Origin of the sequence: Rheinheimera tangshanensis (assembly GCF_014645135.1) — a bacterium.
GTDB classification, from domain to species: Bacteria; Pseudomonadota; Gammaproteobacteria; order Enterobacterales; family Alteromonadaceae; genus Pararheinheimera; species Pararheinheimera tangshanensis.
Genome location: NZ_BMLH01000002.1, coordinates 205,914 through 222,616 on the forward strand (window position 1 = coordinate 205,914; position 16,703 = coordinate 222,616).

Consider the following 16,703-nt stretch of genomic DNA (forward strand, 5'->3'; position numbering starts at 1 on the left):
ATAAACTGATGCTACAGGAGCTAGACCATGATTGATCCAAAAAAGATTGAAGAAATTGCCAAACAAATTGGCGCCGCTATCCCACCTAAAATGCGTGAGATGGCCGATGATGTTGAAAACAAAGTAAAACAGGTGCTGCAGCAAAAACTCAGTCAGCTGGATTTTGTCTCCCGCGAAGAGTTTGATGTACAAACTCAGGTGCTGGCTAAAACCCGTGCCAAGTTGGATGAGCTGGAACGTCGTGTGGCTGAATTATCGGTTAAAGACGGTTCAGGAAACTAAAGATAAGGGCGGTTATGAAGTTAAGTCAGGTATCGGTATTGTTGGCTGGATTATTCAGCTCTGTGGTTTTAGCTCAGGTTGAGCAGGTGATCCAGGTTGGGCATTTGCTGGATGTGCGCACAGGGAACTACCAGAAAAATAAAGCTATTCTGGTTGACGAAGGTCGCATCAGCGCTATTGTTGATGCAAAAGATGCTCCCAAAAACGTACAGATAATTGATTTATCTACCCATTATGTAGTGCCTGGCCTGATTGATATGCACGTACATTTAACTTCAGATCCGCAAAAACATGGCTACCGTGGTTTAGTGGAAACCCCAACCCGTGAAGCCATCTTTGGAGTCAGCGCGGCCAAGGCGACCTTAAAAGCAGGTTTTACCACAGTGCGTAATCTGGGAGCATCAGGTTATGCCGATGTGTCGCTTCGTGATGCTATTGAAGAGGGCGAAATTCAGGGACCTCGGATGCGGGTGGCGGCTAATACCATCTGTATCACAGGAGGGCATTGTGATAATAATTTGCTGCCCCATATCTACAACGCACGCAGTGCTGGTGTAGCTAATGGTCCGGATGAAGTGCGCGCTAAAGTGCGGGAAAACATCAAATACGGCGCTGATGTAATTAAGTTTGCAGCCACTGGTGGTGTGTTATCGAAAAACACTGATGTCAATGCCAGTCAGTATAACCTCGAAGAAATGAAAGCCTTAATAGACGAAGCTCATGACAGGGGCAGGATAGTGGCAGCCCATGCTCACGGTTTACAGGGGATTAAACGCGCGATTGAAGCCGGCGTCGACTCGATTGAACACGGCAGTTTTATTGATGATGAAGCCATTAAACTGGCGAAAAAACACGGCACTTATTTAGTCATGGATGTGTACGTCAGCGACTTTATCTTAAGTGAAGGTGAAAAAGCTGGCATTTTGCCTGAGTCTTTAGCCAAAGAGAAAAAAGTAGGTTTACTGCAACGGCAAAACTTCCAAAAAGCGGTCAAAGCCGGTGTGAAAATGGCCTACGGTACCGACGCGGGAGTCTACACTCATGGTTTAAACGGCCGTCAGTTTGCTTATATGGTGCAGTGGGGCATGACGCCTTTGCAGGCGATTCAGGCCGCCACAGTCAATGCTGGTACTTTGTTGAACTGGAGAAATGAGCAAGGCCAACAAAATGTCGGTGTGCTGGAAGTTGGGGCTTTTGCTGATTTAGTCGCCTTGTCTGCAGACCCGTTGCAACAAATCAAAACCCTGGAACAACCCGTAAAGGTGGTGAAGTCAGGCCAACAAGTGTTATAAAACCTTCAGTAGTAGCATTAGATATTCTAATGCTACTGTCACACTTTTTCTCGTCTTTCTTACACAGTCCTGTCATGACCCTACTGAATAATGATACCCAGTTTAATGACTGATAACGGGAAAGACCTGATGAAAATATTCACTGCTGTAGCTCTGACTTTAGCCTTTGTAGCTGCACAAGCACAAGCCAGTTATCTGTATTCCAATACAGAATACTGCGAGTTAGCTAATGATAAGGCGCAATCTGCTTTACTGAGCGCGTACAGTAAAAAGTTAGGCGTGAAACCTTCCTATACAGAGTGTAGCCAATTGTTACGTCCTGCAACTGCCTTGGTGCAGGTGAAAGATGCAGAGGGACAAATCCGTTCTTTCTCTCGTGGTTCAGCCCGTAAATTGCCTGCTTCGTTGATCCAGCAATTAAAAGCCATGTCAGACAAAGAGCGTTTGATGGCTTTGACACAGATCTACGGATAATTTCACCCGTTTGTCACTTTCGCTCTGGGTACTGACTTGAAAACTCAGTAAAGTAGCTCCAGATAGAAAGCGGAGGTAACAATGAGTGAATTTGATTTTGATTTAGACCATCTGGATTTTGACAGCGCAGAAAAGAACTCTGAGCTGAAACAAAAAGCCGCCGAAGCTGCAGCAGCTGAGCAAGCTCAGTTGCAGGATGATTCGGATGACTGCGCCAGCGGTGCCTGTAAAATTTAATAATAAGCCGATGACTTTGCTCATCGGCTTATTTTTTATGGCGACAATTTCACTTGCCGCAGCTCCGGCAGTTGCAAAATTATCGCCAGCACAGCGCATTGACTCAAAGCATCTTGGTTATGAACTGCAATACTGGGTTTATACGCCTGAACAGGACGCTGCATCTGCATTACCTTCTTTATATGTGACTGACGGTGCTGCTTACCTGGCGGCAGGGCAGATGGAGCAAATACTGGATAACGAAATTAAACAGGGCAGAATTCAGCCTCTGCATGTGATTTTTGTCGATAGCCGTGACCCTGACAATCTGAGGAACAATAGAAGAAACCAAGAGTTTATGTGTAATTCACAGTACGCTTCTTTTTATAAAGAAGAGTTGATTCCAGCTGTGGAGAGACAATACAAAAGTCTGCAGGACAGAGCTCAGAGAGGGATTATGGGCTTATCTTTTGGGGGAACCAATGCTGCATGTTTTGGCTTGCTTTTACCTGATCTGTTTTCAAAAATAGGGATGCATTCACCTGCGTCCGGCCAGCATTTGAACGTACTGACTCAAATGTATAAAAAAAGCTCGTTTTCTGAGCTGAAGTTTTTTCACTCGGTGGGCACAAAGAATGACAATCTGGGGGCTAACCGCAAGTTTCACCGTGTACTGAAGGCCAAGGGCTATCAAACCCATTTTATAGAAGTACGTTATGGTCATGACTGGGATAACTGGCGGCCATTAATCGATGACTTACTGCAAAGCTTGTATCCAGCCAGCTTAATAACGGCTAACTAATCCCTTTAATCGATTGAGTGTATTTGTTTATTTCATTTTTTGAAATGAAGGCCCCCGCTTATGCTGTGTCGGCAGGATAGAGCGAACTCCAAAGAGGGTCATAACAATGTTTCAAAAATCAGCCTTAGTCGTAGCTTTAGGTTTGTCTTTAGCTGTGCAAGCAAACACTTTAACCAGAGACAATGGTGCCCCGGTTGGGGATAATCAGAATTCTACTACAGCAGGTGCGAACGGCAGTGTGTTACTGCAGGACGTACACCTGATCCAGAAATTACAACGTTTTGCCCGTGAGCGTATTCCTGAACGTGTTGTGCATGCTCGTGGTACTGGTGCTCATGGCGAGTTTGTTGCGACTGACGATTTATCCGATTTAACCATAGCTGCGCCTTTCGCCGACCAGGGGAAAAAGACACCGGTTTTTGTGCGTTTCTCCACCGTTATTCATGGTAATCACAGCCCTGAGACGTTGCGTGATCCCCGTGGTTTCGCCGTCAAGTTTTATTCTGATCAGGGCAACTGGGACTTAGTGGGCAACAACCTGCCGGTATTTTTTATTCGTGATGCAATTAAATTTCCGGACATGGTGCATTCATTAAAACCTTCCCCAATCGACAATATGCAGGACCCGAATCGTGTGTTCGACTTTATGTCGCACGAACCTGGCTCTACCCAGATGCTGACTTTTGTCTACTCAGACTTAGGTACGCCAGCCAGCTACCGTGAAATGGATGGTTTTGGTGTGCATGCATACAAGTTCATTAATGACCAAGGAAAGGTGCACTATGTTAAGTTCAACTGGAAGAGCCAGCAGGGGGTGAAATCTCTGGACGCAGACGCTGTGACTAAAACTCAGGGCATGGATTTTAACCACCTGACCCGTGATTTATATCAGAACATCAATGCAGGCAATAATCCGAAGTGGGATTTGTATGTGCAGGTGATTACACCGGATCAACTGGATGATTTTGACTTTAACCCGCTGGATGCCACTAAAACCTGGCCTGGTGTGAAAGAACGTAAAGTCGGTACCATGACGCTGAACCGTATGCCGGATAACTTCTTTGAAGAAACTGAGCAATCAGCTTTTGCGCCAGCCAATCTGATCCCGGGAATAGAGCCATCAGAAGACCGTTTATTGCAAGGTCGTATTTTCTCTTATTCAGATACTCAGTTGTATCGTTTAGGTGCAAATCACAGCCAGTTGCCCATCAATAAAGCCAAAGTGATGGTGGATAACCACAATCAGGATGGCGCTATGAATTTGGGTAACAGCAAGTCCAATGTCAATTACGAACCAAGCCGGATTGAACCTAAAGCTGTGGTAACAGCTGCCCGCGCTGTCGAAACAAAGTTAGATGGCACAGTGATGCAAAAAGCCATCAGTAAACAAGACAACTTCAGTCAGGCTGGTGCTTTATACCGCAGCTTTGATAAACAGCAACAAGCCAATCTAATTCGCAACCTGGCAGGTGATTTAGGTCAGGTAAAAGATGCTGTAACCAAACACAAAATGCTGGCGCATTTTTACAAAGCGGACAGCGAGTATGGCACTCGCTTAACTAAAGCGGTTAACGGCGACTTAACACAAGTGCAGCAAATCGCTTTGTCTTTGTAACCCAACCTTTGGTGCAGGTCAGTTGGTCTCATCCCTGCCAACTGACCTTTTTTTGAAGCCCTGCGAAACTCGTATGCTCTGTCCTGCACCCAGGGTGAGTTTCGCAGGCACTTATTACCTTTTGTACTTGAAGCCTTAGCTTTGTTGAACACGAGACGAGCAGGGTAAACCAACCCCTACAACATCGTCTTGCTGTAACTCTGAGTGCTTTAGGGAATCTATAGCTCTATATTTGAGGCATTTATCTGATGCGATTATTACTACTGAGTCTGATGCTGTTAAGTACTATGCTGAGCTCTGAAGAACAAGCCTCTGATCCATTGGAACAACTCACGTCTTACTTCTTTGCAGCTGCCCGCACTGGTGATGTTGTCGTTTTGAATGAGTTTTTAAAGCAGGGGTTTCCGGTTGATCAGCGCAATAGTCAAAGTTATACCGCGTTGATGGTGGCGACTTATGCCGGTCAGCAGCAAGCTGTTGAATTATTACTGCAACAAGGGGCAGACGCCTGCTTACGCGATAAACGTGGTCATACCGCTATGATGGGAGCCATAGTAAAAGCCGAATGGACTATAGGAAAAATTCTGTATCCTATTGACTGTAAGGAAGACAAATCAGTGGATGCGAAGACTCCTGTGACAGACAAAGAAAAAATGACGGTAGCGCAGTTTGCTGCAGTTTTTGGCCAGAGCGAAAAACTACAGCAACTGGCAGAAGATATTCAGGCTAAACAGCAGGCTAGTCGGGATTAGAGTGCTGCTGTCACTTTAATTTCTACTTTCCACTCCGGGTTTGCCAAACGAGCTTCCACAGTGGCCCGGGCAGGAGCCTGATCTTCTTCTACCCAGAGATCCCAGGCTGTATTCATTGCGTTGTAATCCGCCATATCAGCCAGATAAATAGTGGCGTCGACAATACGGCTTTTAGTCATACCTAATTCGGCTAACAGCGTGTCAATTTGCGCCAGCACATTCGTTGTCTGTGCTGTTGCATCCGCATCCAAATTATCCGGCACCATGCCGGATAAAAACACTAAGCCATTGGCTATAACGGCTTCGCTATATCTTTTGCCTGGTTGTATACGTTGGATCATCAATTTTCCTTAGCTTAGATCACGGGTTTATAGCCTTCACTTTGACCATCTATCAGGTCATAAGCTGACATAGCCGGGATCTGTTGTTGTATTTGTTGTTCCAGCTGATCCAGCGTTTTTAACTGCTGACAAATCTGCTGGCCGCGTTGCTGTAAGTTTTTACTGTTCTTTTGCATATCGGTTTTTAGCTGGCTACCGAAGGTTTGCATTTTACTACGAAAACTTTGCATTTTTTCTGTAGCGGAACCCGGGCTTTGCAGCGCATTTTGGCCCAAGGTCAGCATCATTTGTCCACTAATCCTGGCAACAGCCTGCTGAATTTTTTGTTCAGCCTCTTTCGCCAGATTTTTATCCGCTGAGCGCAGCTGACTGCCAAAGACGTAAATCGTATCTCCTTGTCGTTGCACCAGCTGATTCAATTGCAGTTCCAATTGCTCGACAGGCTCCTGCAATTCAGGGTTTTCGGCAAGGCTCATGCCTGTGGCTGTTTGTACATTTTGGTCCAACACAGAACGTGCCAGTTGCAAACTGTCATCCATCAATGCTGCAGAGGCCGTCACCTGAGTACGAATGCCTTGTTGATAAGCCTTCAAATGTTGTTGGGTTTCGGCACTATGAGTAGTTTTTTGCTGAGCCAGCCACAATTGTCCTTTGGTATCGATGCGCCAAAGCTCCTGCTCACCACGTTGAATGCTGACGACTGACGGACTGACTTTCAAATCATCCTGCAGTGTTAAAGCACATTGATCGCTGGCGTAGCTCAGACCACTCGCCAGTAGCATTGCACTTGTACAGATATACTTCATAACAACCTCAATAAGGTGAAAAAAGCTATGCTGTAAGACTGGCTATGAATCATCACTGAATCACTGTTCGGCCTTGCCACTACAGCTTTTTTGTCTTCATTTTTTGTTCCTGACTCAGCTGGTTGGAGTGCTGGGGGCAAACAGCAGTTCAATCGCCCGTTTCGTTTGCTGCAAACAAAGTTGTAACTGACCAGCAAGCAAAGGGTCGAGCTTCTGCTGTTGCTGCAGTTGGTGTTCAGTCAGTCGGCATAATTGACTTAAACGTAATAATCCTAACTGCCCCATGCTCCCAATCATACGATGGAACAGTTTAGAGTCGGGCTCTGCCTGACTTAACGCCTGCTGCAGAGTGCACAACTGTTCCTGCACCTTTGTACTCAGCGCCTGACGCTGTTCAGCAGTTAATGCCTGTAAGGTTTGCTGCATATAATCCATTTGATAAAGAGGGCTCAATGGTGGTAACTGTGCCAGTTGTGCAATCAGTGCCTGCAGTTGTTCACGTCGCCAGGGTTTAAGCAGCACAGCACTGATCTGTGCTGCGTTTTCTTTGTGTGCTGAACCCGTAACCAGAATAAAACGGGAATTCTCATCGACCTGCTGCTGTAACTGCAGTTGTCTTATCGTCTGATGTGCATCCGCATCTTGCAGCTGTCCATCTAAAAACACCCAAGACCAGAGTCGCTGCGGTAACTGTGTCACCTGCTGCAGACTGCTAACGGCAGTTACCTCAAAGCCTGACTGGGTTAACACCTGTTCCAGGCTAACCCGACATAATTCATCGTCTTCAACCACTAAAGCTGTTGCTGCTGCGGCAGTCGTGGACTGGAGGGGCGCTAATAACTCAGACACCTGACATTTCAGCACAAAGCTGACTTCAGTACCAAGCCCAGGTACCGACTGGATTTCCAAAGCTGACCCCAACTGACGCAGCAGTTTTTGGCACACTAGCATGCCAAGACCCGGACCTGCCTGCAATGCGCGTTGCTGGCTTAAACGCTCGCCACTTAATAATTGATGGATTTGCAGTGTCGTTAAACCTACGCCGGTATCCCGTACTTTAAAGCACAGGTTCAGAGTTGCATCCTGTCGGCTCACTAACTCGACCCTGACCTCAATTTCGCCTTGCTGAGTGTACTTCACCGCATTTGAGATCAGATTCGTTAGTAATTGAGTCAGCAGATTTTCATCAAGCAACAGCAAATCGGGTACATTGGTCGCTACGGAACTACTTAATCTCAATCCTTTATTGCTCGCCAAAGGCTCCAGTAAGTCGTGTAAGCGTGCCAGTAGTTCAGTCAGCACCACTTGCTGATCCACGGGTTGATAAACCCCATAATCCAGTCTGCTAGTGGTCAGAATGTTGTTGATAATATTATCCAGTGACCAGACTGAACGACGTGCCAATAGAATTTTTTGTTGACCTTCGGGATGTTCGATTTGAGGTAACAACTGAGTCAGGACGGCATCAATACCCTGCAACGGGGTACGGATTTCATGGCCTAAAGTGGCGATAAATTCATTTTTAACTGCAATTTTTTGTTGCGCCATTTCCTGCTGTTTTTGTAGCAGTAGTCTGTTACGTCTTGATTTGTGATAAAAAAGGGACAACAACAAGGCTAAAGCTAAGCAAGCGCCCACGGATAACAGCAACAGCATGTTTTTTTGATGCTGATGTTTCAGCACATCCAGTTGGCTTTGCTGCGCGGACTGTTGCAACTCAACTTCAAGTAAGTTTTTGTGTTGCTCGCTGGCGATCACCAGAGCTTGTTTATGGGTTTGATCATCAAAGAGGGATTGCTGCAACTGACGCACTTGCTCCAGTGCTTCATAGGCGCGTCGATCATCTTGCTTAAATCTGGCGACCTTCGCTGTGACCAACCAAAAATCCAGCAGAAGTTGTGGCTCGGCAAAATCAGCAGATTGTAGAGCCAACTTTGTATACAAAGCTGCCGCTTGGTCTGGCAGCGAAAACTCCAGTAAAGCACTCAGATGGCGTAAGCTAAATCTTTGGAAATTACTTTTGTATTCATCCTGGTGCAGTAACTCAGTGATCTGTTGATATTTGCTATTCGCTTGTTCAACACGGTCAAAATGTAAATCCAGCCAAGCCAGACTTTGCAGAGCATCCGCTTGTTCTATTCTATTGCTCACCTGCTGTGCGGCTGACAAGGCGAATTGTAACTGCTGTTCACTTTCCTGATATTTGTGCTGGGCCAACAAAGTGCGACCCAAGCTCAAATGGTATTGGGCTATCAGGGCTTGTTCCTGTCGCGCCAGTCTTAACTCCAGCGCTTTGCGGGCAAAATCTTCTGCACTCTGATACTGCTGATAGAGGCGGCTGGCTTCTGCCAGAAGGTGTAAAAAATTAGCCTGACGATTTGTGTCCTCTCCCGTCATCGCCAGAGTTAAGCCATCACTGGCAATCTGAATCGCCTGTGGGTAGGCATACAGATTCATGTAAATATGCGCCAGATCGTAACGAATGATTTGCAGTGGCACAGCATTATTCGCGTCTACAGCTATTTGCATAGCTTCCAGCGCTTTAGGCAGCGCTTTATCGGCCTGACCTAAACGATTCAGGTTGTCGGCTTGTCGCCTCAATGCATTAAATAATTGTTTGGTATCTTTCTGGATGCGGGCTAAACGTTCAATTTCAAGACTGGTGTGGTAGGCCTGTTGGTAGTTTCCCTGCAGCATAAAAGCTGTCGTTTGCTGCAGCAGTATTCTGTGATAAAGAGTACTTTCTCTGTCTGTGCTGCTATCCAGCCACTGTCTGGCATACGTCAGACTGAGCGCCGGGTCTTGAGTCACAAAGACTTCGGTTAGCCTGACCAAGAGATCAAGCCGCTGCTCCAAAGTCCTGCTTTGCTCCAGTTGCTGTTGCAATTGCTGACGCTCAGCAGCAGTGGATACTTCCACCTGTTGCTGACTTTGCGCCATCGCAGGAACAAGCAATACCAGACCCAACCATAGAGAAAGCAGCTTAACGGCCACTATGCAACTCCTTGAATACCTTCAATCCATGCTAACAACCAGTTCTGATTAGAGCAAGGCGTCATCTGATTTAATGGTTATAAACCAAAAAAGTTATTTTAATAACTAAAAGGTATAAAGCAGAGAGAAGGGTTATTTAGGTTTATCCATTTAGACGGCTAAAATGGCGTTAACTTAGCTTATTCGTGGTGTTTTTATGCTATTAGCCTCTTTAGCTGCTCAGGCCAGCCCTTTGTCTGCTCAACAAATCAAGGATTTACAGTCGCTGGTGAGTCAACTGAATCCTATACAGCAGGCTTGGGTCAGTGGTTATCTGGCAGCAGCTGCCCAGCTGGCTGGCGGTCTTTCTGCAGCACCCGTGCAGCAGACCAATGAAAGTGCGGTACTGACTATTCTGTATGGCTCACAAACTGGCAACGCCAAAGCGGTAGCTACTAAGGTCAAAGCAGCGGCTGAGCAACAAGGTATAGCGGTGAAGCTGGCCGATATTGGCAGCTATAAAACCACGGCTCTGGCAAAAGAAAAATACTTGCTGATTGTCACTTCTACTTATGGTGAAGGTGAGCCACCAGAAAGTGCAGTGGCTTTCCACAAATTTTTATTCAGCAAAAAAGCTCCGAAACTGGATGGCCTGAAATATGCTGTCTTGGGTTTGGGCGATACCAGTTACGAATTCTTTTGTAAAACCGCTATCGATTTCGACGAGCAATTAGCGGCTTTAGGTGCCAAACGTTTGCATGCAAGGGCTGATCTGGATGTGGATTATGCGGCACAAGCGGCCAGTTGGACTGAAGCTGCAGTGTTGGCTTTTGCACCTGAGTTAAAACAGGAGACGGGTTCTGCCCAGGTTATTGCCTGGCCAGGAGCTACGGCCACGGCAAGTCACGACAGCGCCTACACCAAAGAAACTCCATACAGTGCAGAGTTGTCAGTCAATCAGAAAATTACTGGCCGTGATTCGACCAAAGATGTACGTCATATTGAAATTTCTCTGGTCGATTCAGGTATTACCTATCAGCCTGGAGATGCGTTAGGTGTGTATTTCCTCAATGATACTAAAGCGGTTGACGCTATTTTGACTGCAACAGGTTTGGATGGCACAACTGAAGTGCAGCTTGCCGGCCAAACACTGGCTTTGAAGACGGCCTTAACTGAACAGTTAGAGCTGACTCAGTCTTACCCAAGCTTTGTCGAAAAATACGCACAAGCTACAGCCAACAGCGAATTGCTGGAGCTAGTCAAAGATAAAGCGGCTTTGCGGCAGTATCTGGACAGCCGCCAGACGCTGGATGTGATTTTGCAAAACCCTGCACCTTTAACCGCTCAGCAGCTGGTTGATTCGCTGCGTAAACAGCAACCTCGTTTGTACTCTATTGCCTCTTCTCAGGCTGAAGTAGGGGATGAAGTGCACTTAACGGTAGGTGTGGTGCGTTACGACGCCTTTGGTGAAACGCATTTAGGTGGTGCTTCAGGCTTTTTGGCCGAGCGATTGGAAGAAGGCTCGCAGGTCAAGGTCTTTGTTGAACACAACGACAACTTCCGCCTGCCGGACCATGAAACTCCTGTCATTATGATAGGTCCTGGCACAGGCATAGCGCCGTTCCGCGCTTTCCTGCAGGAGCGGGATCAGGCCGGAGCTACAGGTCAAAACTGGCTGTTTTTTGGTAATCCACACTTTACTCAAGACTTCCTGTATCAGGTCGAGCTGCAGGACTATCTAAAACGTGGCGTGCTGAGCAAACTGGATGTGGCCTTTAGTCGCGATCAGGCGCAAAAGGTCTATGTGCAGGACAAATTACGCGTAAAAGCCGAAGAGATCTGGACCTGGTTACAACAAGGCGCTTACCTGTATATCTGTGGTGATGGCAATAAAATGGCCAAAGACGTGCATCAGGCTTTGCTCGACATCGCCCAGCAACAAGGTGGCTTTAGTGTAGAACAAGCAGAACAGTATTTTGACGATTTACGTCAAGCCAAACGTTATCAGAAGGATGTTTATTAATGACTCAGCCAATTAACCCGGATTTACAGGTGCAAGGTCAGCTGTCTGATAACGAGCGGCTGAAAAAAGACAGCCATTTATTACGTGGCACTATCACCAAAGATTTAAAAGACGAAATCACCGGCGGCTTTAACGGCGACAACTTTATGTTGATCCGTTTCCATGGCATGTATCAGCAGGACGACCGCGATATTCGCCCTGAACGTGCTCAGCAAAAACTGGAGCCTCTGCATAACGTGATGTTACGTGCCCGTATGCCGGGCGGTATTATCACGCCAGAACAGTGGCTGGCGATTGACGAGTTTGCGGCGGACAACACTCTCTATGGCAGCATTCGTTTAACTACCCGCCAGACTTTTCAGTTTCATGGTGTGTTAAAACCCAAGATCAAAGGTATGCACCAGATGCTGAACAGCATCGGCATCGACTCTATTGCTACAGCAGGGGACGTCAACCGTAACGTGTTGTGTACCTCGAACCCGGTGGAGTCTGTGTTGCATCAGCAAGCCTATGAATGGGCTGCGAAGATTTCTGAACATTTATTGCCAAAAACCAGGGCTTACGCCGAAATCTGGTTGGATGAAGAAAAGGTCGAAACCACAGAAGTGGAACCTGTACTGGGCGAAACTTATCTGCCACGTAAGTTTAAGACCACAGTGGTGATCCCACCACAAAACGACGTCGACGTGCATGCGAACGACTTAAACTTTGTCGCTATTGCCGAAAATGGCCAGTTGATCGGTTTTAACGTGTTGGTGGGCGGTGGTCTGGCCATGACGCACGGTGACAAAGGCACTTACCCACGTAAAGCCGAAGACTTTGGTTTTATTGGTCTGGAGCATGTATTGGCTGTGGCTGAGCACGTAGTGACAGTGCAGCGTGATTATGGCGACAGGGTCAATCGTAAAAACGCCAAAACCAAATACACCATAGACCGCATCGGTGTTGAGACTTTTAAAGCTGAAGTGGAAAAACGGGTAGGTGTGAAGTTTCAACCAAGCCGCCCTTATGAATTCACCGGCCGTGGCGACAGATTCGGTTGGGTCGAAGGTATAGATGGTAAACACCACCTGACGGTATTTATCGAGAACGGCCGTATCCTGGATTATCCGGGCAAAACCTTAAAAACCGGTGTCGCTGAAATTGCCCGTATTCATAAAGGCGATTTCCGCATGACCGCCAATCAGAACCTGATTATCGCTGGAGTGGCGGCTGAAGATAAAACCCGGATTGAAGCTTTAGCCCGTCAACACGGTCTGATTAACGATTCAGTCACTGAGCAGCGTAAGAACTCTATGGCTTGTGTGTCCTTGCCTACGTGTCCTTTAGCTATGGCCGAAGCCGAACGTTATTTACCAACCTTGGTCACTCATGTCGAAGCTTTGCTGAGCAAACATGGCGTGCCTGATGATCATATTATCTTACGGGTGGTGGGTTGCCCGAACGGTTGTGGCCGCGCCATGCTGGCTGAAGCCGGTTTAGTCGGCCGTGGTCCCGGTAAATACAACTTGTATTTAGGTGGTAATACCCAGGGCACCCGTATTCCAAAGCTGTACTTAGATAACGTGGCTGAAGCTGAAATTCTGCAGGCGCTGGACGGCCTGATTGGACGTTGGGTGCTTGAGCGCCAAAGCGGTGAATGTTTTGGTGATTTTGTCGTGCGAGTTGGCGTTGTGGCCGAAGTGAAAGTATCTAAAACCGACTTTCATGCCTGATGATATTTATGTGAGGTGCTGGTCATGAGTCAGTATAAACAGCTACTACAGCTGGACACAGAACAACAGCAACAACTGCTGGCAGAAGCCAATCAGCTGTTACTATCTTTTACAGCTGCAGAGCGCGTCAGGTGGGCGCTTGAACATTTGCCGGATCAGCAGATCTTAAGTTCTAGTTTTGGTATACAGTCCGCTGTGATGCTGCATCTGGTGACGACTGAGCGACCTGATATTCCAGTCGTATTAACAGACACGGGTTATCTGTTCCCGGAAACTTATCAGTTTATTGATGAGCTAAAAGAGCGGTTACAGCTGAATCTGAAAGTCTATCGTGCTCATTTAAGCCCGGCCTGGCAGGAAGCGCGTTTTGGCAAGTTATGGGAAAACGAGGCGGGTATTAAGCAATACAACCATATGAACAAAGTGGAGCCTCTGCAGCGTGCATTAAAAGAGCTCAATGTAGGCACCTGGTTTAGTGGTTTACGCCGCAGCCAGTCCAGCACGCGCGCTGATAAAAATATCATCGAAATCAGCCGTGGCACAGTCAAAGTGCAGCCTATTATTGAGTGGAGCAATAAAGACGTATTTTATTATTTAAAACAACACGATTTGCCGTATCACCCGCTGTGGGAACAAGGTTATGTTTCAGTGGGTGATGTACACTCAACCCGTAAACTCGAGCTGGGTATGACCGAAGAAGAGACACGTTTTAATGGTTTTGGTCGTGAGTGTGGCATTCATTTGGATGGGGATGGTATCTGAACCATCCCGTTCTCACTATTGTTCTGCCTGTCACTGAACTGGCAAATAATACCAGTTATCGTCTTTGTCCCCCAAGTACAGAAAAATAACTTGTAGTTAACAAGCTGACCTATTACATTTCCATCGGTGAAAAACCTGTAGCAGGTTTGAGTTATCAGCGCCCCGAGCTGGCCTGATCAAAGGGAACTAGGGAGCTGGATGTGGGGTGGTTGGGTCGTTATTTGCGGCTGAGGACTCAGGATTTAGGCAATGCTGATACAGCCTTTTGGCAACAAAGTGTGCTGCGCATCATTATGTTGTCTGGTCTGTGTCTGGTGTCTGTTATCGTGTTCCACAGTTCCTGGCAAGCATGGCAATTAGGCGCTTATCAAGTCATCATCATCAGCTCGTTATTTTACGCTGCTTTAGTTTTTGCGCTGTTTCTCTCCAAACAACATACAAAGAAAAGTGCTGTGGCTTTGCTGCTGATTGTGGTGATGGCAGGACTTTGTATTCTGCTGTTTAATGACGATTTTGAAATGGGCAAGCTGGGTATCATTTTTATTTATACCTTGCCGATGATCAGCCTGATGTTTTTTGGTTTCAGAACGGCATTAGTTTTTATGTCGTTAAATTTTATTCCCTTTATTTATCTGCTTCAAAATCAGGCTCCGAATAATTTATTCGGTTTATCCATCACTCTGCCTGCGACTCATAGCTACTTACACGGCTTGTTGTTTTTGTTTTTTAACTTATGTTTACCACTGGCTGCGGCCCGTATTTTCAGCACGTTAAAACGCAGTGCCGGCCAGCTTTCTGAACTGAATCAGAATCTGGCACAAAGCCACAATTATTACGAAGAGTTGTTTGAGCACAATGGTTCAGCCACTGTGCTGGTAACGGCGTCCGGCGATATTATTAAGTCGAATAGTCTGGCCTGTGAGGTGTTAGGACTGGAGGTAGGGCAACAAGCTAATTTATTGTCTTTACTGAATTTTGTGCAGGACGGTCAGTTACAAGGGCATTGGCTGAAAGGCAAAGTGGAATGCAAGGTCAAAAGTCGTCCTGATTCCAGCTTAGTGTTAAAACATGTGATGTTAACCCGCTCCGGTCATCATGTGGTCAGTTTGCAGGAAATCAGCGCTTTACGGCAGTTGCAACAACAGTTGAAACAAAGTCAGAAAGTACAGGACAGTTGGCTGCATTACGACAGTTTAACCTGTTTACCTAATATCGCTGGTTTTACCGAGCTGGCAAACTACAAACAAGAGCAGTTAGCACCGCATGAGTTCGCTCTGGTGGCTATTATCAGACTGCGTCACGTGAAGACTCTGAATCAACAGTACGGTTATGAGTTTGGCAGCCAGTTGTTGCAACATTTCTCCAAAGTAGCGAAAGCGGCTTTGCCTTCAGATGCGGTATTAGCGCGGGTGCGGGGGGTGAAATTTGCTCTGTGGCTCAAAGGTGATCTCAATGTGGTGGACCCCAAGCAATTAGCTCAGGCTATCGCCAGTCAGTTACCGGTTGAACTGACGGTTGGGCCTTACACTGCTCGTATGAGTTATCAGTTTGGTGTCAGTTTCACTGAGCGACGCGACAATTACAATGCCCAACAACTGATTGAACAGTGTGAGCTGGCTTTGGAGCTTTCAGATCCGAATCAGGTGGTCGGTTTTTATGATCAACAACAAGCTCAGCAATTGGAGCAGGATTACCAGCTGTTAAATGCTTTTCGTGATGCAATACGGCAAAAACACCTGGAGTTATGGCTACAACCTAAGGTCGACCCACAAGGTCAAATTCAAAGCTTTGAAGCCTTAAGCCGCTGGTTTATTGATGGGCAGGCGATAGCTCCTGATAGCTTTGTATTAATGGCAGAACGCCATGGTTTAATGACCATGTTTTCGCGTTTAGTTCTACAGCAAAGTGTCGGTATCTTACAAAGCTGGCAGCAGCAAGGCCTGTTATACCCCATAGCTATTAACCTCGGTGGACCAGAACTTTTGGATGACAGCTTTTTTGCAGAGCTGATGAGCTTGAGTGCTGACCATCCCTGGCTTACGCGCTACCTGCAACTGGAAATCACTGAAACCAATATTGCCGTGCAGCAACCTTTATTACATAAGCGGTTAAAGGCACTGAACCAGTATGGTTTCAGTATTTCTATTGATGATTTTGGTACAGGCCACTCCTCTTTAAGTCAACTGGTTGATTGCCCGGCTGATACGATAAAAATCGACAGACGTTTTGTCAGTTGTATCCCACAAGACAGCCGTACAGTGCGTATTTTGCATACCACTATTCAATTGGCTAAAGCCTTGAATCTGCAGATAGTCGCCGAAGGGGTCGAAAACGATATTCAGCGCCGTTTCTTGCAAAGCCTGGGGTGTCAGTTGATGCAAGGCTATTTATTTGGCAGGCCAGCCCCCGCCTTGTATTGGGAAAATCTATTGTCGCCTCACTTAAGCTCCGTCACTATTCCAGCGTTGCAACATCAAAACTGACCGCACCAGGATTAGCATAAGGAGACGTCGTTTAGTTTCTGTCTGGTTATCCCAAGCACAGGTTCTATAACAAAGTGACTGAAACAGCGTCGAAATAGCGATAGCCTGAGAGGATCTGCTGCTGCTCCGACTTGCCCCAATGAAGGATTCAAGGCAAAATCGGGCAC

General features: G+C 46.7%; 14 protein-coding genes. 11 read left to right on the top strand and 3 right to left on the bottom strand.

What is annotated here, in order from left to right:
- The first annotated feature begins 27 nt into the window (after positions 1-27).
- The 7 genes from ubiK (at position 28) to IEW88_RS05540 (ending at position 5,433) form a co-directional block, all read left to right on the top strand.
- Entirely contained in the window at positions 28-282 is a 255-nt protein-coding gene (gene ubiK, locus IEW88_RS05510; protein ID WP_147903380.1) for a ubiquinone biosynthesis accessory factor UbiK, read from the top strand.
- Positions 283-296: 14 nt separating this feature from the next.
- Positions 297-1,574 (top strand): Xaa-Pro dipeptidase, encoded by a 1,278-nt coding sequence (locus IEW88_RS05515; protein ID WP_147903381.1) that lies wholly within the window; start codon positions 297-299, stop codon positions 1,572-1,574.
- Positions 1,575-1,703: 129 nt separating this feature from the next.
- A complete protein-coding gene (locus IEW88_RS05520) occupies positions 1,704-2,048 on the top strand; it encodes a hypothetical protein (protein WP_053423036.1) in 345 nt (114 codons plus the stop codon).
- An 81-nt stretch (positions 2,049-2,129) separates the two neighbouring features.
- A complete protein-coding gene (locus IEW88_RS05525; protein ID WP_185148548.1) occupies positions 2,130-2,285 on the top strand; it encodes a hypothetical protein in 156 nt (51 codons plus the stop codon).
- A complete protein-coding gene (locus IEW88_RS05530) occupies positions 2,254-3,066 on the top strand; it encodes an alpha/beta hydrolase (RefSeq protein ID WP_185148549.1) in 813 nt (270 codons plus the stop codon). The genes IEW88_RS05525 and IEW88_RS05530 overlap by 32 nt, the downstream gene beginning before the upstream one ends.
- A gap of 106 nt (positions 3,067-3,172) precedes the next feature.
- Positions 3,173-4,681 (top strand): catalase KatE1, encoded by a 1,509-nt coding sequence (gene katE1, locus IEW88_RS05535; protein ID WP_147903383.1) that lies wholly within the window; start codon positions 3,173-3,175, stop codon positions 4,679-4,681.
- Between the two features lie 248 nt (positions 4,682-4,929).
- Positions 4,930-5,433 carry an ankyrin repeat domain-containing protein gene (locus tag IEW88_RS05540; RefSeq protein ID WP_053423039.1) on the top strand — a complete coding sequence of 168 codons (504 nt, stop codon included), beginning with the start codon at positions 4,930-4,932 and terminating at the stop codon, positions 5,431-5,433.
- Here IEW88_RS05540 and IEW88_RS05545 read toward each other — a convergent pair.
- The 3 genes from IEW88_RS05545 to IEW88_RS05555 all read right to left on the bottom strand — a co-directional run bounded on the left by IEW88_RS05545 (position 5,430) and on the right by IEW88_RS05555 (position 9,574).
- Complete coding sequence (locus tag IEW88_RS05545) at positions 5,430-5,774, bottom strand: RidA family protein (RefSeq protein WP_147903384.1); 345 nt, start codon at positions 5,772-5,774, stop codon at positions 5,430-5,432. The two genes, IEW88_RS05540 and IEW88_RS05545, sit on opposite strands and share 4 nt — an antisense overlap.
- Positions 5,775-5,788: 14 nt before the next feature.
- The gene (locus IEW88_RS05550; protein ID WP_053423041.1) at positions 5,789-6,580 is read right to left on the bottom strand and encodes a DUF2884 family protein; all 792 of its coding nucleotides are present in this window, start codon (positions 6,578-6,580) and stop codon (positions 5,789-5,791) included.
- 114 nt (positions 6,581-6,694) lie between these two features.
- Entirely contained in the window at positions 6,695-9,574 is a 2,880-nt protein-coding gene (locus IEW88_RS05555) for an ATP-binding protein (protein ID WP_147903385.1), read from the bottom strand.
- Positions 9,575-9,770: 196 nt separating this feature from the next.
- Between IEW88_RS05555 and IEW88_RS05560 the strand changes: the two genes are divergently transcribed.
- From IEW88_RS05560 to IEW88_RS05575, 4 genes are all read left to right on the top strand, one after another.
- The gene (locus tag IEW88_RS05560) at positions 9,771-11,576 is read left to right on the top strand and encodes an assimilatory sulfite reductase (NADPH) flavoprotein subunit (RefSeq protein ID WP_147903386.1); all 1,806 of its coding nucleotides are present in this window, start codon (positions 9,771-9,773) and stop codon (positions 11,574-11,576) included.
- Positions 11,576-13,291 (top strand): assimilatory sulfite reductase (NADPH) hemoprotein subunit, encoded by a 1,716-nt coding sequence (gene cysI, locus IEW88_RS05565; protein WP_147903387.1) that lies wholly within the window; start codon positions 11,576-11,578, stop codon positions 13,289-13,291. Before IEW88_RS05560 ends, cysI begins: the two co-directional genes overlap by 1 nt.
- A gap of 24 nt (positions 13,292-13,315) precedes the next feature.
- A complete protein-coding gene (locus tag IEW88_RS05570) occupies positions 13,316-14,053 on the top strand; it encodes a phosphoadenylyl-sulfate reductase (RefSeq protein WP_147903388.1) in 738 nt (245 codons plus the stop codon).
- Between the two features lie 200 nt (positions 14,054-14,253).
- Entirely contained in the window at positions 14,254-16,536 is a 2,283-nt protein-coding gene (locus tag IEW88_RS05575; protein WP_147903389.1) for a GGDEF domain-containing phosphodiesterase, read from the top strand.
- Positions 16,537-16,703 lie beyond the last annotated feature (167 nt).

Bases quoted from the DNA above. Each gene is read 5' to 3' on its own strand.
- ubiK (WP_147903380.1), top strand. From the start codon at position 28: ATGATTGATCCAAAAAAGATTGAAGAAATTGCCAAACAAATTGGCGCC.
- IEW88_RS05515 (WP_147903381.1), top strand. From the start codon at position 297: ATGAAGTTAAGTCAGGTATCGGTATTGTTGGCTGGATTATTCAGCTCT.
- IEW88_RS05520 (WP_053423036.1), top strand. From the start codon at position 1,704: ATGAAAATATTCACTGCTGTAGCTCTGACTTTAGCCTTTGTAGCTGCA.
- IEW88_RS05525 (WP_185148548.1), top strand. From the start codon at position 2,130: ATGAGTGAATTTGATTTTGATTTAGACCATCTGGATTTTGACAGCGCA.
- IEW88_RS05530 (WP_185148549.1), top strand. From the start codon at position 2,254: ATGACTGCGCCAGCGGTGCCTGTAAAATTTAATAATAAGCCGATGACT.
- katE1 (WP_147903383.1), top strand. From the start codon at position 3,173: ATGTTTCAAAAATCAGCCTTAGTCGTAGCTTTAGGTTTGTCTTTAGCT.
- IEW88_RS05540 (WP_053423039.1), top strand. From the start codon at position 4,930: ATGCGATTATTACTACTGAGTCTGATGCTGTTAAGTACTATGCTGAGC.
- IEW88_RS05545 (WP_147903384.1), bottom strand. From the start codon at position 5,774: ATGATCCAACGTATACAACCAGGCAAAAGATATAGCGAAGCCGTTATA.
- IEW88_RS05550 (WP_053423041.1), bottom strand. From the start codon at position 6,580: ATGAAGTATATCTGTACAAGTGCAATGCTACTGGCGAGTGGTCTGAGC.
- IEW88_RS05560 (WP_147903386.1), top strand. From the start codon at position 9,771: ATGCTATTAGCCTCTTTAGCTGCTCAGGCCAGCCCTTTGTCTGCTCAA.
- cysI (WP_147903387.1), top strand. From the start codon at position 11,576: ATGACTCAGCCAATTAACCCGGATTTACAGGTGCAAGGTCAGCTGTCT.
- IEW88_RS05570 (WP_147903388.1), top strand. From the start codon at position 13,316: ATGAGTCAGTATAAACAGCTACTACAGCTGGACACAGAACAACAGCAA.